This window comes from Candidatus Methanoperedens nitratireducens (assembly GCF_000685155.1).
GTDB classification, from domain to species: Archaea; Halobacteriota; Methanosarcinia; order Methanosarcinales; family Methanoperedenaceae; genus Methanoperedens; species Methanoperedens nitratireducens.
Genome location: NZ_JMIY01000001.1, coordinates 254,853 through 276,015, shown reverse-complemented (window position 1 = coordinate 276,015; position 21,163 = coordinate 254,853). Strand labels below are relative to the sequence as shown.

Genomic DNA, 21,163 nt, shown 5'->3' with positions numbered 1-21,163 from the left:
AAAAATTATCCAACTATAGCGAAGTTCTAAAATCGCCGAAATATCCATTAAAAATCAAAGCCGCAGATAAACGCCGATGAACGCGGATTTATTGCTAAGCATCTGAGTTTATTTTGTATATGCTCGTCCCTTCTTTTTCCCAATCAGAGAGATGTTATCAAAAATACAAAAAACCCAACAGCGATAAATTGCCCAGCAACAATAATATTGGATAATTTATTTATCTCTATAACGTTTAAATTATACAGTAACATATAAAGAAATCCATAGCTTGCACTAAAAATACCAATCTTAACCAAAAAAGTATCTACTGTTCCTACCCAATATCCAATAATTAAAATTAATACAAAAGTGAGATTCAGGAAAAAAAGAAGCTTATTTGTGAATGAGATCCCATATATAGCAGGTATTGTTTTTGTACCTACTTCTGAATCACCTTTTAAATCTTTTATATCAAAAAATATCTCATCAATCAGTAATATTGAGAAAATAAAGAAGCTGAGTAAATATATATCCTGTGTAAAGGGTATATTCAGGAACGATGCTGGTATTATTACTGTCACAAAAGCCCATGTAATGGCCACAATAAAATTCTTAAAGAAAAGAATATCTTTCAGACGTATCATTTTTGATTTTAAGGAAATTCTACTGCTGTATAGAAGACCTATCACAAAAGGCACAAGAACCTCCAGGCCATATTTTACACCTTTAATAAAACTAAATACAACTAACAATCCGAAGCCTGCAAATGCAAATGCAAGGAAGTACCTGTTGTACGATTTATTAAATCCGAATTTCTTTGAATCACTTAATGCATCCTCTCTTGTATCTGTCTTCCCGTTGAATGTGTAAATTACAAATATAATAAAAAACGGTACCAATATTACATAATTTACTGGGATTCCGGCGAGCTTGAAAAGAACGTAGCTAAGGCTCATAGCTCCAAGAGAAATATATAAGTTCGAAAATATTAATGAATCAAGAACTTGAAATGTCTTAAGCAAACTTACCAATCCACCTCACTGAAATCCAATAATCTCTTCTGTCATAAAAGAGTATTGCTTTAATTCTCGTATGGGATTGAATTTTTTAAAAGTTGAAAAGTGAAGAAGCTCCAGAGAACGACTATTGATAATACTAATTGTTCCCTATCTTTAGTTTTATGATCGTTAGGTCCATCAAAGATATTCTCAGAATGCACCCAACACCTATTGTTTGAAGTCACCATACCATGTACATGCGCTTGACCCCTCCCTAAGGGCTGTTCTCGCGGGGGCAGGCGCACATTCGCTTTGCGTGCTCCTTTTGGGGTGGGGGGCAGTCATCATAATTACTTTGGTTGCTGTGTCTTGGTTCATATACGGTAATTTATCGTTGATATCAGGGGAGGAGTTATTCAATATATTTAGAAAAGCATTAAATACTAACCTGTATTCTTAAAGTATCGAGGAAAAGGCAACTTATTATATGGCAAGGTCACGGAGAATTAGAGGATTTCAAGTAAAAAGCGAAAGAGTTGAAAAAGAAAAGCTACAGATTGAAAAAGAAAAGTTAAGAATTTCTAATGATTTCAATCAGATAACTCTTGCAATATCCTTATTGGCTGGAACATGGTTCTTTTTATCGAAATTAATTGATTATCTCAACAATAATATACTCACTCAAAATGATTACTTTCAGTCATTAGTTTATTTTGTGTTAATTTTCTTGCTTATAGAACTCTTGACAACGTTTTATTTATATTAATTAAAGGATATTTAGTATCAGGTAAAAATGGGGGTAGAAGGTTAAATAGAATTGCTCAACTTTTATTGAAAAATACTTTTAAATATTCTATTTATTTTTCTTTTTTGATATTTTCTAAGCTTTTATTAGATTTTATTCTCAAAAATCAGCGAGAAAACTTTTTTTTGTCCAGTTCCCAATATGATTTAATTACGACGGCAATAATAGTTTTCTTTTTTTATTTAATGTTTTCTGATTACATTAAAATGCTTATTTCATATATCTATTCATATTTTAGGGAGTTTATAGAGATTATTGTAAAAGTGTCAGAATCTAAGGACTTAGAAGTGTTTCTGGAACAAAAATTGCTGAAACTAAACCAATATGAATTAACGAGCAGATTTTTAACTTATAGTTCTAAAATCTTAAATATACTGATTTTCCGACCATATCTTAGAGAAATAGACCCATATAATAAGATAAGTAAACTTAGAAAAATAGACCAATATAATATAGATAATAAAATAAGTAGGTTTTGTTTCAATATATCTTTTGTTGCTATTATTAGTTTAATATTATCTTTTCCATTGCTTTTTTTTATTAATTCATTCCTAGTGATGCCAACATACTTGTTAAAGGACTCTTATTCAATAGATGTTTTTCCACAATCAAATACTAACTCTGATTTTATAACCTTCATAATAAAAGAAACAGGCTTCCCGTATTACTATATTTATATAACATTATATAAATTCAACGCTACAGATAATCCTAAGCAGTACGTTGATAATATTACAATAAATCGAACTAAAGAAGCTCAATCAAATAATACGTTCATGTTCGGAGAGAATTATGAAGGTATATGGTATTTGAACATTAATACTTCCAATTTACAACCAGGAAATTATATGTTGCATGCTGAAGTTACGAATGAGCTATCTAGAAACAATACTATATTAGGAACTTTCAGAAAACATACTGAAAAATTATTCTACATCGCACCAAATAACACAAAGTGTTTTCTTAATTCAACGCAAGAATTAAAAAATTCTTCGTGCTCCTTTTCTATCTAAAATATCTTAAAATATATATCTTATTTTTACTAAACGTTACTACAATTTATCATAACCCGTATTAAGAACCTATCTGAAAAGTTAAAATCACGGAGAGCACAGAGAACACAGAGAAGTGTTTAAAAAACCTCTGTGCCCTCTGTGTCCTAGTATGAAAAAGTTCAATATATATCGCATCTTAGACCCGTATGTGGTTCAGCTAATATAAACACCAAACTGGTATGAACTTAAACGAACTCGGGCTCATGAGTTCGTTTAAGTTCGTTTTGAGTTCGTTGTTAATCGCCTTTTTAATTGTTATCTATGAACTGTGGTTCATAGCTGACTTTGCGGTGAGTTTACTATATGCTCCATGATAGCTGAGAACCCGCAGCTACAAACACAGCACATGCCACAGCTATTTCGGTAAACCCTTCTCATCAAACCATGTTACGCTCACCCTTCTTGCAACATGAACCAGTCCCAGCATCACAGGCACCTCAATGAGTGGCCCCACGACAGCAGCAAAGGCTACCTTGGAGCCTATCCCGAACACTGCAACAGCCACTGCGATCGCAAGCTCAAAATTATTGCTTGCGGCAGTGAATGCAAGAGTTGTGGAGTGATTATAGGAAAAACCCAGTCTCAGTGACATGAGAAAAGAGATGCCGAACATTATAATGAAATAGAAAATTAATGGAATTGCTATCCTGAGTACATCAAAAGGTAGATCAACAATGTTCTCTCCCTTCAAAGAGAACATGACGATAATAGTAAACAGCAGTCCTATCAGCGCAGTAGGGCCAAGCCTTCTCATAAATACATTATCATACCATTCCCTCCCTCTCCTTTTTAGAAGAACAGACCGCGTTACTATGCCTGCAATGAAGGGGATCCCGAGGTATATGAAAACAGCCTCTGCGACCTGCCATATGGATATATCTACAACTGCGCCGCCCTCCACACCGCCTATCCATGTTGATAATACAGTAATAAATGCGTATGCAAGAACAGAGTAAAGTGCCACCTGAAACAGAGAATTCATCGCAACCAGTACAGCGCACAGGTCATTATCCCCGCCAGCAAGCTGGTTCCAGACAAGGACCATGGCGATACATCGTGCAAGGCCGATTATTATCAGGCCTATACGGTACTCAGGCAGGTCAGGGAGGAATATCCATGCAAGAGCGAACATGAGGACAGGACCGATCACCCAGTTCTGGATAACGGATGCACCCAGGGCTTTCCCCTGCTTCCTCATTCCTGAGAGCTCCTCGTATTTCACACCTGCAAGTGGCGGGTACATCATCCATATAAGGCCGATGGCGATGGGTAAAGAGACCTGCTCAATGCGAACAGCATCCAAGATAGTGGCTATCTGGGGATATAAAGCCCCGAACGTTACACCGCCTGACATGGCAAGAAGAATCCAGAGCGTTAGATATCTGCTAACCCATGAGAGCTTTGTTTCCATTATTATCGCTTATATAACTTTATGAAATAAAACCATATATGTCGATTCAAAAGAATTTGAACTATATATTTGTAAACTCCCTCAGGCTTTTGTCCTGAGCGTTTGATGTTGTTTCATTGTCCAGTGAAAGATAAGATTTAAATCACATGCCGTTATATTGGCGATAGTTCCGGGCCCGTAGCTTAGCCAGGTGGAGCGCTCGGCTGATAACCGAGAGGTCCTGCGTTCAAATCGCAGCGGGCCCATAGATCGGATACAGTTAATTTTAAGTACAATCGTACACAGACCTATCATATGTGGGAGGTTTTAATAATGGTCGATCCGAAGGAAGACTTCAGACGTTTTGAAGAGGAGATGAGTAGAATGTGGGAGGATTTCTGGGAAAGGGAAAGAAGAGGCAGACGTATGCCGCCCCGGGGTGAAGAAGAAGAAAGGAGACTGATGAGAGCTGAATACCGCGAGCCACTTGTGGATGTCTTTGATACAGAGGATGAGGTTATCGTTACCGCTGAGGTGCCAGGTCTTGATAAAGATGATATCAAGGTTTATGCTACCGGGAACAGGCTTGAAATATCCTCAGAAAAAGCGCCAGAAATGGCAGAGAAGGAAAAAGAAGAGAGAGAGGAGAAAGGGAATTATATATACAGGGAGAGAAGTGTCGGAAGATTTTATCGTTCGATTACTTTGCCATCAACCGTGAACCCGGATAAATCAAAGACCTCGTATAAGCATGGAGTTCTTGAAGTAAGACTGCCAAAAACTGAAGTCACAAAGAGAACATCCATAAAGATTGATTAAAAATCAGACTTCTGTGGCATAGCAAATTGCTCATGCCACCTTTTTTATGAAATACAGAAAGGAATATATCTAATATTAAAGAAATAGCTATCTACCATAGAACCCAAGAACCACGCTATTAAAAAGGAGGTGCAAAAAATGAAAAAAATATACATTACAATCGGCATTTGTTTGCTAATTATGGTGATGGCGACCCCTGCTCTGGCACTTAATCCGCAACCAGAACCCCCGTCTGCTGAAAGAGTGTCTGCATCTATAATATATCCACCAAACCCATATATCATATTTGTTCCACAGGTAGCAGTAACAAACTCTCCGTCATTGGAGGAGCCTTTGATGGATAGAAGATAGTTATATTCCCTATCTTTTTTCTACAAACATAGACCAGAGGGAATGTTGAGGCAATCTTAACAAATGCTTACAGGATCAGGCATACACCGGGGAATAATGCCTGAAAGGGTATGGGGCTGGTGAGATTTGAACTCACGATCGACGGGTCTCTCCGAAAACGCCAGGTTTTAGGCGATTAAATCTTTGAGCAGCACGTTCAGTGCTCCAACGGTTCCTCATTGCTTACCGCGTCCGGTTCGCTCGGTAGACCCGTTGCTCATCATAACACCCGGATCATATCCGGTTTTTTCCGCTGGAGCCCGTCGCCATGCCGGACTAGGCCACAGCCCCTGATTCAATCGAGGTCTATCAGAAGATATCGCTATACTATATTTGATTGCTATTAAAACTATTTAATAATCGAATAATAATATTTTTTCTATTTATTTGTGAACTCTTACACCAGGTAATCTATATTTATACCTGTTAATATGAATTAAAGGAATTTTATGAACATACTAAGACGAGGCCGGCTGTCGATAGAACCTGACGAAGATATCATGCGATTCACATCCTCAATGAAGGCAGATCAGAGGATATTCAACGCTGATATTGAAGTGGACAGGGCTCATGTTGTTATGCTAAGAGAGCAGGACATCATCAGTGCTGATGACTGCTCAGCCATCCTCTCTGGCCTGGATAGAATAAAGAGGGAAGGCATCTCTGCCCTTGATACATCCTATGAGGATGTGCATATAGCACTTGAGGCGCGGCTCATAGAACTTGCAGGTGAGGATACTGGGGGCAGGATGCACTCAGCCCGATCAAGGAACGATGAGGTTGCCACATGTATCAGGCTGTCACTTCGCGAGGAACTTATAGACCTCATGGAAGAGGTACATGACCTCATCACAGCCCTCCTCGATACTGCCACCGAGCACCATGAGACGATCATGCCTGGCTACACCCATACCCAGCATGCTCAGCCCACCACACTTGCCCATCATCTCCTTGCCCATGCTAATGCATATATTCGCGATATTGCCAGGATAAAAGGCGCATATGAGCGCACGAACCGGAATCCATTGGGTGCTGCTGCATTTGCTTCAACAGGCTTTCCTGTAAACAGGAAGAGGACAACAGAACTGCTTGGATTCGACTCTGCAATCGAGAACTCCATGGATTCGGTGAGCACGCGCGATTTTATGATCGAGAGCATGAGCTGTTATGCCAATCTCATGATATCTCTTAGCCGTCTTGCAGAAGAGCTTATCCTGTGGAGTTCATCAGAGTTCGATTTTATTGAACTGGATGATCGGTACTCATCCACATCATCCATAATGCCCCAGAAGAAGAACCCTGATATTGCAGAGCTTGTGCGTGCAAAGACAGGGACTGTTATCGGAGCCCTGATGTCTGTGTTGATGATCTGCAAGGCCATTCCGTATAGCTATAACCGCGATCTTCAGGAGGCTACACCCCATCTCTGGCGTGCCACAGATACTGTCAGGTCTTCCGTGCGTATGGCCTGTGGTATTATCAGGACAATGAAAATAAAAAAAGAGAATATGGAACATGCATCTGGTATTGGGTTTATGACTGCCACCGAGCTTGCAGATACCATCGTGAGATCAACAGGCATACCTTTCAGGACCGCACACCATATCGTGGGTTCGAGCGCAAAAGCTGGAAAAGCTCCATCCCTCGCAGATCTTGACCGGCTCTCATCGGAGATCACTGGAAGGAAATTGAGCGATATGGGTCTATCTGAGGAGAACGTTAAAGAGGCCCTTGACCCTGCTGAGAACATCAGGAAACGTGCTGTGACAGGCGGGCCTGCGCCAGAAGAAACAAGGCGCCAGATAGCTGTATTAAAGGAAGGACTTGTTCATATTGAGAATGATATCAAGCTGATTCACAAAAAGATAGATACTGCATCCGGGGAGCTGGAGAGAACCTGTCAGAGATACTCGTGATTGCATTGGAATTCTAAGGGCTGTTGATAATATAGCTATATGCCTGAGAACCCCTAATTATCTATGGGGGATCTGACATTGGATAAGAAGTGGCACGCCCTTGATATAGATAAGATCTTTCAAATCTTGCATTCAGACAGATCAGGCCTGAGACCAGATGATGTTAAAAACCGTCTATCTGAGTATGGCTACAATGAACTGCCTGAGAAAAAGAGGATATCACCTATTCAACTTTTTCTCTCACAATTTAAGAATTATCTGGTTCTGATCCTTATCGTTGCCGCTGTTATCTCGGCCTTTACAGGTGAGACCACGAACGCGTATGTGATACTGATTATTATCTTATTCATCTCACTACTTGGTTTTATCCAGGAGTACAGGGCAGAGAGGGCGATGGAAGCCCTGAAGGAGATGGTTGCACTTGAAGCCAGGGTACTTCGTAACGGCGGGGTGAAAAAAATCCCGATAAGAGAGCTTGTACCAGGTGATGTTATCCTTATTGAGGCAGGTGACAGGATAGCAGCAGATGCAAGAATAATAGAGGCTATCAATCTTGAGACTGTTGAATCAACCTTAACCGGTGAGTCCAATCCTGTACCAAAGAGCACCGGGGTGCTGGGAGAGGATATCCCTGTCGCAGAGCAGAAGAACATGGTCTTTATGGGTACTATTGCAACACGGGGTAACGGCATAGCGATCGTCGTGGGGACTGGAAGCAATACGCAGATAGGCGATATTGCACAGATGATACAGGTCAGGGAAGAAGAGCCACCTCTTAAGATAAAATTTGCCAGGCTTGCCAAACAACTGGCAAAAATTGTTTTGGTTGCCAGCTTTATTATTTTTATAGTAGGGTCACTGCGCGGGCAGGATATTCTTGATATGCTTATAGTTGCTGCAGCTCTTGCGGTTGCTGGCATACCCGAGGCGCTGCCTTTTATAGCCACTGCCACCCTTGCCCTGGGAACCCAGAAAATGGCAAAACGTCGTGCAATCATCAGAAAGCTCCCTGCGGTCGAGACCCTGGGGAGCGCTACGGTCATCTGCTCAGATAAAACAGGCACGATCACAAGAGGTGAGATGACCGTTCGGAGGATATACACCGATGGGATTATAGAGGTAACTGGCAGCGGGTATATTCCAGAGGGTGAGTTCTTAAGAGGCGGTGTAAAGATAGACCCTGTCCTGGATACGCAATTGAGCGAGGTTCTGAAAATCGGCGTATTGTGCAACAATTCATATCTTGAATATAATAATGGATGGCACATAATAGGAGACCCGACAGAGGGAGCTCTGCTTGTAGCTGCAAAAAAAGCAGACGCAAGTCAGCACATCAATGAACAGTACCGGCGCATTGCTGAGCTTCCCTTTGATAGCGAGCGGAAGATGATGAGTACGATCAACTCAACACCTGGTGGCATTGTGGCATTCACAAAAGGTGCACCTGAAGTTGTACTTGGAAGGTGTACCCATATTTATGACGGAGGAGAGATCAGGCCGCTTGATAATGCAGACAGGGACAGGGTCATGGAGATAAACAGGGCGATGGCCGAGGATGCGCTGCGTGTTTTAGCTTTTGCCAGGAGAACTCTTGAGAACGAAGAGTGCAGTGAATACACAACAGCATGTGTGGAGCAAGAGCTTGTTTTCATCGGACTTATGGGTATGATCGATCCCCCAAGAGAGGAAGTGATGGATGCCATTGCTAAATGCAAAAGCGCTGGCATTAAGACCGTGATGATCACAGGCGATAATAAACTCACGGCTACATCGATAGGAAAAACCATAGGGCTACTTGATTACGGAGGGGTACTTGAGGGAAGTGAGATCGAGGGAATGAGCGATGAGGAACTGGCAGAAGCTGCGCAACTGGTCTCTATCTATGCAAGGGCAGCACCCGCACATAAATTGAGGATCATGGATGCCCTGAGGAGGAAGGGGCATATCGTAGCCATGACAGGGGACGGGGTGAATGATGCGCCCGCTCTTAAAAAAGCTGATATCGGCGTGGCTATGGGCATTACAGGAACCGATGTTGCAAAAGAGGCCTCAGACATGGTAATAATGGATGATAATTTTGCAACAATAGTCCACGCAATCGAGGAGGGGCGGAGGATATATGACAATATACGCAAAGGTGCAAGCTATTTACTATCAGTTACTTTCGCTGAGGTTGCAGTTCTATTTCTATCTTTTGTTGTATTGAACTACCCTCTTCCACTTACACCACTTCAGATATTGTATGTCAACTTAGTGACTGAAGAGTTTCCGGCACTTGGTTTATCAGTGGAGCCTGCTTCCCGTGATATAATGTCAAGAAAACCCCGCGATCCAAAAGAGCCGATACTTTCCCGATCAGTACTACTATATACCCTGGCAATGGCATCGATATTCTTCCTTGGTACTTTTGCACTATTTGCATCTACAGGCCCGAAGCAGCCGCAAAACCTTCAGGTGGCACAGACCACTGCATTTGCCACCCTGATTACTTTTGGATTATTCAATGCTCTGAATTGCAGAAATCTAACTGAATCAATATTCAGGATAGGGTTTTTTGCAAACAAAAAACTGCTTCTTGCACTACTTGGCTCTACTATTGCCATGCTTCTTGCTATTTACTGGCAACCAATGCAGAGTATACTTAGAACAGTGCCTCTTGGATTTGACGCATGGATACTGATTATACTGACATCCAGTACCGTTATCATTGCAGCAGAGATACTGAAGAAACTATTTAGAGTTAAAGGTTATATTTCATAGATTAAATTTTAGTTTTGATTTATAATAAGTTTATATAGCACAGAGTCGAACTATTAATTGATGCGTTAAATGAATAACCGGGTTCAAACCCGGGGCGCATTGGCCCGGTTAGAATGCCGGGTATATCGTATAAACAACATGAGAGGGGGTGAGTATAGTGAAAAAGATGTTAATATTGATATTGATGTCACTAATATCTGCTGTACTAGTAACCGCGCTGCCTGCTATGGCTGAAGTAAGCAGCGAAAACGTCGATAATCCTCAGAGCTGTCCGCACGGGCAGATGATGCCTGATATGAAGGGCTGTCCACCAGATCATATGATGCCTGAACACATGAAACCTGGACAGATGATGCCTGGACAAATGATGCCTGGACAAATGATGCCTGGACAAATGATGCCTGGACAAATGATGCCTGGACAGATGATGCCCGGTCATATGATGGTCTGCCCATCTATGGGCGATCATATTGGGAATGTCATGGTTGTTATGGGCTAAAAAAAGCAAAAGTTTAGAGAAAGGCTTGCCTTTTGCCTTTCTCTTCTTTTATTGGACAGATTATCACTGATACTGCTAATCCGTGAAAATCCATGCGCATCCGTGTAATAGATGAAAATAAAAAAGAGGAGGGGCGGTGATTAACCGTTCCGCTCCACTAATATTGATACTCGTAGTGCATATTGCAATTCTCTATCTTGCACCCATCCCCTTTGCTACGATATTCAACAGCTCCGCTTCAATTCCGCAGTAACTTTAACACCAATATGCATTGCTCGAATAGCCATCATCCGGTTTATTTTTCTTCCAGCAGCATAGAAGTTCCAATCAGTTGACCTCATATCTGCTATATTGTAGCCATTAACTTTTATTGTTTCTTTCATATCTCCCTCACATTTAGCCCCATCTTAAATAAGATATATGTGTATTGGGTTTATAAATACATACGTTCCTCTAACATAGAGATAAAAAATATATAATTATGTGAATAGCGGTTCTTGAAACAGTTGATTTTAGAATGTTTCAGTTAAGTAGTATAGTGGGCAGACTATTGGATAGAATAGGAAGGAGATGGTTTCTAAAAAAGTTTTTTTATCTGCCCACTACTTGTTCGTATATATACGAACAAACTATTTATAGATTACGATGCGACAAAACATGTTTTTCTGCATGAAGCAAGAAGTTCAGCCCTTGCGGGGTAGTTCACTTAATAGGTATTTTAACTCCCACCGTGATGGGATTCTTAAGTGGTGCTTTTATCGTTAGAAGACCATTATCGAACCTGGCATCTACATGCTCGGTATCAATGTGGTGAGCCAGGGTATAGCATGCAGCATAGACAAGATCCTCTTTAGGAGCCCGGACGCAGAAGGATTCCTCACCCATCTCAAGATCGATCTTCTCTTTCTGCACGCCAGGGAGTTCTATCTCAATATGGTAGTTCTCTCTGTCGTGGTCCACGCATATCGCCGGAATAACTTCAGGATATTCAGATTTAGCACTTTTAACCATAAAACCTCCACCTCAGTTAAAATACACAAATAACAGATATAAAACTTCCCTACAACATGTTTACTCCCGGTCTATAAACCGGGCTCATCATAGGAAGGTATGGACTTAATAAACTACCATTTGATAGTATTATGCATTACAACATTATGATTAATTAATTCATGGAGTATATTTATAACATCGTCCTTGGGGATTTTAATAAATCTCCTTGAGATGCAGATAACATCTTCCACTTCCACTTTCCCGTAATAACTTAACAATTTTACAATCCGCATAACAGTATTCTTTTGCCTCTCATGTTCCCGTGTCTGGTATGTGCGTATGGCTCGAAGGAAATCTATCCTCCTGAATTCTGGCCAGAAAGGAGCGCAGAAATACGCTGCGCACTCATTTCCATTTGTCTGCCACGGAAGGAAATTGGATAGCCGCTCATCTCCACCAGTCCTGATAATAAGATCTACATACGGTATAGATCCATCTGAGGGATACAGGTTATTGGATATAGTCTCTTCATTGATATCATCTATATGCAGCTCGCCATTTCTGATCTTCAGCGCCATGGCACGTGCAGCATCGACAAGCTCCTGCCTTCCTCCGTAGGCAAGCGCCACATTCAGATACACGCCATCATAGTTTTTTGTTATATCTTCAGCATGTTTTGCAGATGATCGCAGTGCTGGTGGAAGAAGGTCGGTGTTCCCGAGTACTCTGACCCTCATGCGCCGCCTGTGAGTGCGGGCATCTGTGCATATTTTATCGAACTTGATCCCTATAAGCTCAAACAGGTACTTTTTTTCCTGATCGAAACGCTCAAAATTCTCGGTTGAAAAAGCATAAACAGTAAGCTGTTTAACGCCAATATCGAAGCTCCAGTCAAGGACTTTCTCTGTAGTATCCGCACCCTTGAGATGACCGTAGTACCGGGCCAATCTGTACTTACTTGCAAAGCGTCTATTGCCATCCATTATTATTGCAACGTGTGATGGGACTGGATAATCCTTTATTTCCTTGGCAAGTAGAACCTCATAACCTTTATATAGAATTCCAGCAAAACTCAAAATATCACTCCCTCTATTAACTATCAGATAAGTATTAAAATTTACCTGAAATCTCCAAGGCGGCGCTGTTCCTCTGCTTCTTCCATGGGCACAGAGGTGCCTATCTGTCTTAAAATTTTCATGGCTGTTTTAGTGCCGATAATCTTTGCAATTACCCCCGGCTCTGTCTCCCTGAGCGCCTTCATATCCTTTAACCCGGCATCATACAGCTTGCGGGCGCGTACCCTGCCTATGCCCCGTATCTGGATAAGATCAAGAAGCTCAGGATTTGCCCCGTATTCCACGCGTTTTTCAAGCTCATGTACCTTATTCGCCGATGGCCATCTCATGGATATACCAAGCTGTGCCATTGAGTGAACAAGCCACAGCGTAGTTTCAGCAAGAGCCCTTATATCACCCTCACCTATACCGTATTTTTTAACAATATCCTCCTCTTTTTTCTCGTCTATCCAGTCAAGCATAACACATGCGGTCTTAACCTCGGACAGGAACCATTCGTAACTCACCCTGGACTGGTCAGGTATCTGGGTGAACTCCATGCTATGCTCTATGACAAAGTCGTTTATCCATTCATAGTCGTTTGAACGCAGATACAATGGCCGCATATCAGGCGTCATGCATACAAGATGAAGTAGAGTTAGCTCCGTATACCGTGTCTTTTTCTCCTCTATTTTCTCCATACCTTCTATTATTATAGAGGCAGAAAGCGGGTCGATATATAAGCGTGATACCAGCTTACCGAGGTCTGTCGGAACAAGACCATCCCTTTCGTCTATCATCTTTTTACCGACCAGGAAAACCATCACTCTTTCAATTATCACTTTCAAGCTCCATGGTTCCTGCTGGCATGAGTAGAACGTAGAGCCAATGAACTCAAGCAGCTCTTCCATATTTCCTGCAAAACCTGTTGCAATGGTGGAAAGGATGTGTTTTCTCAGTGCATTCTCGCTGCTGAGCTTTGACCAGATTTTTTCAACATCTGCAAGAACATACCTGTGCATGAGCTCATCCAGTTCATTATATGTTTTTGCGATAAGGACAGACTCACCGTAAGGGTCAAGCCTTGGCCGTCCTGCCCTCCCTGCCATCTGTTTGTATTCAAGTACCGGGATGGGAGTAAGACCGAAGTTGGTATCGTATCTACGATAGCCTTTTATTATAACCCGGCGTGCAGGGAGATTGAGCCCTGCTGCGAGTGTTGGGGTTGCGACGATCACTTTTATAATGCCGGCGCGGAATCCATCCTCTATGAGTTTTCGCTGCTCCGGGATAAGGCCTGCATGATGGAATGCGCTGCCGTACTCGACGCATGAGGCAAGCTTTCTTGCAGTATCCACCTCGCTTGATTCGCGGATTTCTGCAGCAATGAATGTTAGCTTTTCTTTTGCTTCATGGGTAATAAGATCCGGTATCGATGCCCCGATGCGCGATGCCAGGCCTTCTGAGTTCCTTCTGCTGCTCTCAAAAACAAGGCACTGCCCGCCTTCTATGATGGTATCGCAAACAAGGGAGATTGCGCTATCCTTATGTCTTTCTTTGATCTCCCTCTGGCCGCTGACGAAATTTATAGTGCTGCCGAAGAAAACACCTTCTTTTAATTCCGTGGGGCGCCAGTTACTCACAACAAGTCTGGCATCCAACCATTTTGCGATCTCATTCGCATTCCCTATGGTGGCTGAGAGTGCAATCATCTGCAGCTTCGGGTTTATACGCATCAATTTTGCAAGTACGATCTCAAGCGTTGGTCCCCTATCAGGAGAATCAATGAGATGTATCTCATCAGCGATTACAGCAGTTATCTTACCCATCCAGCTTGACCTGTTGCGCAGAAGCGAATCCACTTTTTCAGATGTGGCAACAATGATATCATAATTACCGAGCCACTCATCCCTTGAGTCAAAATCGCCTGTCGCAATGCCTGCGGTTATTTCCCTGCCGTCACTCTTTTTTATGCTCTTAAAACTGCAGAAACGCTCGTACTTCTCTGATGCCAGCGCCCGAAGAGGCACTATATAGAGGGCTTTTCCTCCGCAATTTAATATTGATTTTAGCATGGCGAACTCAGAAAGCAGGGTCTTGCCAGAGGCTGTGGGGATCGCTGCCACGATATTCTTATCATCAAGAAGCCCGGCCTCAATAGCATCGGCCTGCGGAGGATAGAGCTCGGTTATGCCTGTATCCCGATAGAATTGAATGGCGCTGTCCGGGAGATTCAAGTCTGAGATTTTCATTCGGGTAGCTAAAGGGAGGGATTGCTTAAAAAGAATTCCTCAAGGTCATGCGAACCCATCCAATAATTAGACGGTAAGACAGTATCGAATGATGATAAAAACCTATCCTACTAATCCAGTAATGCCCTAAATTTCACGACCTATATAAAAACAACAGTCACGGAGTCGGCTATGAACGCTGTTCATAAATGAACATGAAAAAGACGATTAACAACGAACTCAAAACGAACTTAAACGAACTCATAAGCCCGAGTTCGTATCGGGTTCGTACCAGTTCGTTGTTTTATATTAGCTGAACCACATCGGAATCTAAGATGCGATATAGTTGAACTTTTTCATACCAGGCACAGAGGCGCAGAGAAATATTTCAAAAAAGCTCTCTGTGAGCGCAAACTATGCAAGATATTTCAATCCCTCTAAGGTCTGATTTTAACTCTATCGGGTCTGATATTTTGTATGCCTCAAGCCCCAGTTTCAATCCCTCTAAGGTCTGATTTTAACCGAGCTACCGCCAGACACAAGATCACTGGTGTTGCGGTTTCAATCCCTCTAAGGTCTGATTTTAACGTTTGCTCGACCTTGAGGAGCGTTTTAATCTTACAAGTTTCAATCCCTCTAAGGTCTGATTTTAACTCCATACCCGCAGACCGTAAATCATCCCTGATATCTGTTTCAATCCCTCTAAGGTCTGATTTTAACAAAAGAACTTATAAACAGTATCCTGGAATTTGACCTCGTTTCAATCCCTCTAAGGTCTGATTTTAACCACAAATTGGTGGGGATCTCAACGCCATACTTTGTATGTTTCAATCCCTCTAAGGTCTGATTTTAACCTGAAAAAGCGCATCAGTCGCATAGAATGATGTACTGTTTCAATCCCTCTAAGGTCTGATTTTAACGAGAGATTGTTATGCATTAAGGGGGCGAGGTGTACTATGTTTCAATCCCTCTAAGGTCTGATTTTAACCCGCCCAACAATCTTTATGATATCTCTGCTTTCTCTCTGTTTCAATCCCTCTAAGGTCTGATTTTAACTGCTTGCAGGGCAAAACAGGTTTGGAGGCGGCCACTAGTTTCAATCCCTCTAAGGTCTGATTTTAACTGTATCTTAGCATGGTAGCTTAAGGCGGTGCAGACATGTTTCAATCCCTCTAAGGTCTGATTTTAACGTATGCGGGAAAGTTAGGTAACGCTTGTTTTTTCTGGTTTCAATCCCTCTAAGGTCTGATTTTAACCTTTATTTGCAGGAGATCCTAACGCACTAATAATATTGTTTCAATCCCTCTAAGGTCTGATTTTAACAGAAGTTGCATTTTAGCGTGCTGCCCTGCAGCCCCGTTTCAATCCCTCTAAGGTCTGATTTTAACCTGTTCCTGGATCTATGGGACCCAGGCAGGCCCCTAGTTTCAATCCCTCTAAGGTCTGATTTTAACATTTCCGTGCTATCACCTCCTGACCTCTACCATTTCAGTTTCAATCCCTCTAAGGTCTGATTTTAACGCCGTAGTGGCTGGATCACTCGCGGCCCTTAATACCGGTTTCAATCCCTCTAAGGTCTGATTTTAACGAGCTGGTGTACATCTGCGAGCCTGAGTGCTACATCGATCAGAGCCGTTTCAATCCCTCTAAGGTCTGATTTTAACGAAAAAAACAAAGCATGTAAAAAAGAGGTGATTTAAGTTTCAATCCCTCTAAGGTCTGATTTTAACAGTTACCAGGGTTGATATAAGGCGTTTATGGGCTACGTTTCAATCCCTCTAAGGTCTGATTTTAACGCAAGAGCTAACTCCCTCACAGAAAGAGACAATAGACGTTTCAATCCCTCTAAGGTCTGATTTTAACGGGCGGGTATGCGAACGATGTTTGGTACTCATCCGAGTTTCAATCCCTCTAAGGTCTGATTTTAACGGTGAGGGAAGAGGACGAGGGGCTGTGAGGTGAGTAGTTTCAATCCCTCTAAGGTCTGATTTTAACAAAGCCAAATACAATGTGTAAATGAAGCGATAACAAGTTTCAATCCCTCTAAGGTCTGATTTTAACTCCTGTTGCCTTTTCTTCTGCGTCATTTAGCTTTGTAGTTTCAATCCCTCTAAGGTCTGATTTTAACTTACGATCAGTATTGCTGCAATTGTGATGGGGATTTTCGTTTCAATCCCTCTAAGGTCTGATTTTAACTATGACCCGCTCTATGATCTGCCCTGTCAGAATCTGCGTTTCAATCCCTCTAAGGTCTGATTTTAACAGAGCATAGACACAGGCCAGGCGGCCACACTCTCTTATGTTTCAATCCCTCTAAGGTCTGATTTTAACTTCCAGACGCAAGTGATGCAGGCCAGCAGATTCTGACGTTTCAATCCCTCTAAGGTCTGATTTTAACGCCGTTTTTGTTCTGGATATAAATGATTGGTCTGGCGAGTTTCAATCCCTCTAAGGTCTGATTTTAACCGAGCAAATTGGCTTAGGGGCTGCATTCGTCATGATGGTTTCAATCCCTCTAAGGTCTGATTTTAACCCTGTATGCCCTCATGTATGCCGCCCAACAATCCTTAGTTTCAATCCCTCTAAGGTCTGATTTTAACTCCCGCTACCCTTGCCACCCAGGATAGATATAGTCCGCGTTTCAATCCCTCTAAGGTCTGATTTTAACCCAGAAGAGATTAATAAGGGCGGTTTTCACAGCAGTTTCAATCCCTCTAAGGTCTGATTTTAACTGCAAGTTGCAGTAACGTTATGTATGACGGGTAATTGTTTCAATCCCTCTAAGGTCTGATTTTAACAGGTACATCATGTACTATAGTACAGCAAAGCATTTTGTTTCAATCCCTCTAAGGTCTGATTTTAACAAGACAATCGAACTAATGTTGTATATCATCGTAGGATGTTTCAATCCCTCTAAGGTCTGATTTTAACGCTTTAAGCGGGCGAGACCGTCCCTTATACAGCCTGGTTTCAATCCCTCTAAGGTCTGATTTTAACCTCACAAAAAAACTGGGCAATGCCTTATACGGAAAGGTTTCAATCCCTCTAAGGTCTGATTTTAACAGCTGGCACGTCAAACGTATTTGTAGCTTATTTAGAGTTTCAATCCCTCTAAGGTCTGATTTTAACGAGTTTAACAACTAGGTACATAATTGAGGTTAAATATGTTTCAATCCCTCTAAGGTCTGATTTTAACTTTTTATAAGTGCGCTGCTGGCATCTTCGGGGCTTAGTTTCAATCCCTCTAAGGTCTGATTTTAACGCTGCGGTGATTGACATTGTTACACCCTGTAAGATGTACTCAGTTTCAATCCCTCTAAGGTCTGATTTTAACATTCACGGTCTAAATCCTCATCTGTATAATCCCGTATGTTTCAATCCCTCTAAGGTCTGATTTTAACTTCGTTTTTTGTGGCGTCACCCTCGTATAATGCTCGTTTCAATCCCTCTAAGGTCTGATTTTAACGATTCCCCGTCGATGGATCAGTGGACTAAAGAAGAAGTTTCAATCCCTCTAAGGTCTGATTTTAACCCGTTTAAGCTCATTTTGTATTCTTTCGCGTATATCGTTTCAATCCCTCTAAGGTCTGATTTTAACTCAATAGTGTAGGCGCTGTTCAGGAATGGGGTAATTGTTTCAATCCCTCTAAGGTCTGATTTTAACTGTAAGGTCTCACTTTCCAGTAATGGGTGCCCTCTCCCAGTTTCAATCCCTCTAAGGTCTGATTTTAACCAATCGATTTAAGAGCAGGGAGTAGGAGAGGTGACACGTTTCAATCCCTCTAAGGTCTGATTTTAACTTGCCCGCGCTGACAAACTCGAATTGTCCCGCAGTCTGATGTTTCAATCCCTCTAAGGTCTGATTTTAACTCTATGCTTTCTATCATGTCTTTGATTCTCCTTCGAGTTTCAATCCCTCTAAGGTCTGATTTTAACCAAGCAAAATCAATAGCGGAGAGCTTAGCGGGATATTGTTTCAATCCCTCTAAGGTCTGATTTTAACCTGTGCCTGAACAGGTGCGGGTATATGCGCTTGTCTAGTTTCAATCCCTCTAAGGTCTGATTTTAACCGTATGGAGGGATGACATATAGTACAACAAGACAACCGTTTCAATCCCTCTAAGGTCTGATTTTAACTTTCCCCACTCCCAGGAATCCATTCTCCATTTTCTCGTTTCAATCCCTCTAAGGTCTGATTTTAACATGTATATTGATCGTGATCTTCGAAGCGCCGAGATCGGTTTCAATCCCTCTAAGGTCTGATTTTAACCAGATGAATTACAGCACTCTTTAGACAGTCAAGGCCTGTTTCAATCCCTCTAAGGTCTGATTTTAACATATCGGGGCTGTAGCCTGTGCCGCTGCGCCAGAACTGTTTCAATCCCTCTAAGGTCTGATTTTAACATCATAATAAAATGAAATATATGCAATCAAAATACAAGTTTCAATCCCTCTAAGGTCTGATTTTAACTTTGCCTATCAGTACCCTGATGGTGGGAGTAGATTTGTTTCAATCCCTCTAAGGTCTGATTTTAACATTATCATGCTAGAGCTGTACGGACTTATTCTGCTGCGTTTCAATCCCTCTAAGGTCTGATTTTAACAGTTAGCTCGTATAAGCTCTGCAGGTTGTATTAAGGAGTTTCAATCCCTCTAAGGTCTGATTTTAACCAAGCTTTTTTGAGCCCATTTTTGACTTAATTCACTGGTGTTTCTCAAAGCAATTTTATAGGAATCACTATCGTTTTTTCCTCAAATCTTAATCGAACTCATTCCACAAAAACCTTTGGTAAAAAGGAACTTTTTATCGTGGATGTCAGGTTTGGTATTGCCTTTATAAAGATCCACGACTTTTTTGCACGTTTTCGTCAAAATTTGAATACAAAAGCCCCACCGCAAAGCGCGCAAAGTACGCAAAGATTCGGCTGCACTTTGCAGTCTTTGGATTCATGGCGGGGGTTGAGGGCGTGGAGGCGGGGCAGGGGAGCGCACGAAGAAGGGTGGCGATATTCATCCAGAATATTAAGCAAATAAAATTATACCAACCGATTTGCAACTTCATAAATTTTATTTGCTGTGTTTATCAGTTCTTGCGCAGAATCTTCATTATATACATAGCCATAATCTGCCCCTTCACGCATCTTCATCGCATAGCCAAAATCCTGGACAAGACTGTTATCCAGCAAACCATTATCCACAAAGAGAGATTCTATTGCATATTTCAAACATGTATGACTCTTCTCTCTGTAACCTTTACTGAATAAAAGGGCTCTGAATGAATGAAACATGGAGTAATATGCCTGTATTATCGCCCATTTGAAATTACCTTCTTTCATGGACATTTCACTTGATTTTAGATCATTTTCCGCTTCGTTGATTTCTTTTGATATCAGATCATGATCTCGTTCGATTTTTACAACCTTACCTTTGCCGAGACATTGTTCAAACTGATATTTCATTTATGTCTCATGGATTACTTTTCCCATGTTAATCCTTTCGTAAAGTGGTTTGTCTTTTGTCTGGAGGCTCCTGAATTCATATGAATCCATTATAATGGGAGAAATCTTACGGTCGATTTTTTTCTGGCAGCTTTCAACAAGCTCTGAAGCTCTTTTTTTATCATTTGATTCTATGAAAATGTCTATATCGCTCTTTTCTGTATCTTCTCCGGTTGAGCAACTTCCGAATAGTATTATTCTTGAAGATACATCTTTAAGGGGCGGCATCAATGGATTTATTTCCAGAAGCGTGAACAGGATCTTTAACTGCCTGAGAATAAAATTTTCCATGTTTGCCCTGTATATTACAAGTCTGCCCTTATTTTCTTTTACAACAAGCCCCGCTTTTTCCAGTTTTCTCAGGCTCTGGCTTGCAGACCCGAGCCCAATGTTAAGTTTTCTTGATAGCTCGCGGACGTAGTAACCCTCGCGGTACCGTCTGCCGAGATACAGGATTATCTGGAGGGATGGCTTTGAGAATATGTTCATTATTTCGAACATATGTTCATTTATGTGAACTAAGCTATTTAAGGGTTGAGGCAGGGTAGATCATACCTACAGGAGCGCAGAGTCCGCAAAGGCTGCGCTTTGTGATCTTTGGGTTCATGGCGGGGGTTGAGGGCGTGGAGGCGGGGCGGAGGGAGCGTGCGGGAGGGGCGGCGCTGTGTCATAGGGTAAAATGAAGGAGCGGTTTTTCATTGAGTGCAGTGCAGCGCTTGAGTCTATTACTGTGGGGTGGAATTGAGTTTGGGGGTAGAAATATGGGAGATGT

The 21,163-nt window shown here is 41.8% G+C and carries 13 protein-coding genes, 2 tRNA genes and 1 CRISPR repeat array; of the genes, 6 read left to right on the top strand and 9 right to left on the bottom strand.

Going from position 1 to position 21,163, the window contains the following annotated elements; genetic code table 11:
• Positions 1–143 precede the first annotated feature (143 nt).
• The gene (locus ANME2D_RS01395; RefSeq protein ID WP_157833895.1) at positions 144–1,004 is read right to left on the bottom strand and encodes a UbiA family prenyltransferase; all 861 of its coding nucleotides are present in this window, start codon (positions 1,002–1,004) and stop codon (positions 144–146) included.
• Positions 1,005–3,195: 2,191 nt separating this feature from the next.
• Complete coding sequence (arsB, locus tag ANME2D_RS01380) at positions 3,196–4,251, bottom strand: ACR3 family arsenite efflux transporter (RefSeq protein WP_048088491.1); 1,056 nt, start codon at positions 4,249–4,251, stop codon at positions 3,196–3,198.
• Positions 4,252–4,422: 171 nt separating this feature from the next.
• Here arsB and ANME2D_RS01375 point away from each other — a divergent pair.
• The 3 genes from ANME2D_RS01375 to ANME2D_RS01365 all read left to right on the top strand — a co-directional run bounded on the left by ANME2D_RS01375 (position 4,423) and on the right by ANME2D_RS01365 (position 5,400).
• Positions 4,423–4,496 (top strand) — tRNA-Ile (locus ANME2D_RS01375).
• A gap of 67 nt (positions 4,497–4,563) precedes the next feature.
• On the top strand, positions 4,564–5,049 hold the full coding sequence (locus tag ANME2D_RS01370; protein ID WP_052368503.1) for an Hsp20/alpha crystallin family protein: 486 nt from the start codon (positions 4,564–4,566) through the stop codon (positions 5,047–5,049).
• Between the two features lie 138 nt (positions 5,050–5,187).
• Complete coding sequence (locus tag ANME2D_RS01365; RefSeq protein ID WP_048088488.1) at positions 5,188–5,400, top strand: hypothetical protein; 213 nt, start codon at positions 5,188–5,190, stop codon at positions 5,398–5,400.
• 111 nt (positions 5,401–5,511) lie between these two features.
• Here the strand turns inward: ANME2D_RS01365 and ANME2D_RS17765 are convergent.
• A tRNA-Trp gene (locus tag ANME2D_RS17765) sits at positions 5,512–5,730 on the bottom strand.
• 158 nt (positions 5,731–5,888) lie between these two features.
• Between ANME2D_RS17765 and argH the strand changes: the two genes are divergently transcribed.
• The 3 genes from argH (at position 5,889) to ANME2D_RS01350 (ending at position 10,614) form a co-directional block, all read left to right on the top strand.
• Entirely contained in the window at positions 5,889–7,355 is a 1,467-nt protein-coding gene (argH, locus tag ANME2D_RS01360; protein WP_048088486.1) for an argininosuccinate lyase, read from the top strand.
• A gap of 78 nt (positions 7,356–7,433) precedes the next feature.
• Positions 7,434–10,115, top strand: coding sequence for a cation-translocating P-type ATPase (locus tag ANME2D_RS01355; RefSeq protein WP_241763291.1), 2,682 nt, complete (start codon positions 7,434–7,436; stop codon positions 10,113–10,115).
• A 184-nt stretch (positions 10,116–10,299) separates the two neighbouring features.
• Positions 10,300–10,614, top strand: coding sequence for a hypothetical protein (locus tag ANME2D_RS01350; RefSeq protein WP_157833894.1), 315 nt, complete (start codon positions 10,300–10,302; stop codon positions 10,612–10,614).
• A 224-nt stretch (positions 10,615–10,838) separates the two neighbouring features.
• Here ANME2D_RS01350 and ANME2D_RS17760 read toward each other — a convergent pair whose 3' ends face one another.
• The 6 genes from ANME2D_RS17760 to ANME2D_RS01325 form a co-directional block, all read right to left on the bottom strand.
• The gene (locus ANME2D_RS17760) at positions 10,839–10,997 is read right to left on the bottom strand and encodes a hypothetical protein (protein ID WP_157833893.1); all 159 of its coding nucleotides are present in this window, start codon (positions 10,995–10,997) and stop codon (positions 10,839–10,841) included.
• Positions 10,998–11,316: 319 nt separating this feature from the next.
• Positions 11,317–11,625: an Hsp20/alpha crystallin family protein gene (locus tag ANME2D_RS01345; RefSeq protein WP_048088479.1), complete on the bottom strand. Its 309-nt coding sequence runs from the start codon at positions 11,623–11,625 to the stop codon at positions 11,317–11,319.
• Between the two features lie 113 nt (positions 11,626–11,738).
• On the bottom strand, positions 11,739–12,683 hold the full coding sequence (gene uppS / locus ANME2D_RS01340; RefSeq protein WP_241763290.1) for a polyprenyl diphosphate synthase: 945 nt from the start codon (positions 12,681–12,683) through the stop codon (positions 11,739–11,741).
• A 41-nt stretch (positions 12,684–12,724) separates the two neighbouring features.
• The gene (locus ANME2D_RS01335) at positions 12,725–14,914 is read right to left on the bottom strand and encodes an ATP-dependent DNA helicase (RefSeq protein WP_048088477.1); all 2,190 of its coding nucleotides are present in this window, start codon (positions 14,912–14,914) and stop codon (positions 12,725–12,727) included.
• Positions 14,915–15,318: 404 nt separating this feature from the next.
• Positions 15,319–19,564: a CRISPR direct-repeat array (repeat unit 30 nt; unit sequence GTTTCAATCCCTCTAAGGTCTGATTTTAAC).
• A gap of 365 nt (positions 19,565–19,929) precedes the next feature.
• Positions 19,930–20,352, bottom strand: a complete 423-nt coding sequence (locus ANME2D_RS01330) for a HEPN domain-containing protein (RefSeq protein WP_048088475.1) — start codon at positions 20,350–20,352, stop codon at positions 19,930–19,932.
• The gene (locus ANME2D_RS01325; RefSeq protein WP_048088473.1) at positions 20,353–20,892 is read right to left on the bottom strand and encodes a nucleotidyltransferase domain-containing protein; all 540 of its coding nucleotides are present in this window, start codon (positions 20,890–20,892) and stop codon (positions 20,353–20,355) included. It abuts the gene before it with no gap.
• Between the last annotated feature and the right edge of the window lie 271 nt (positions 20,893–21,163).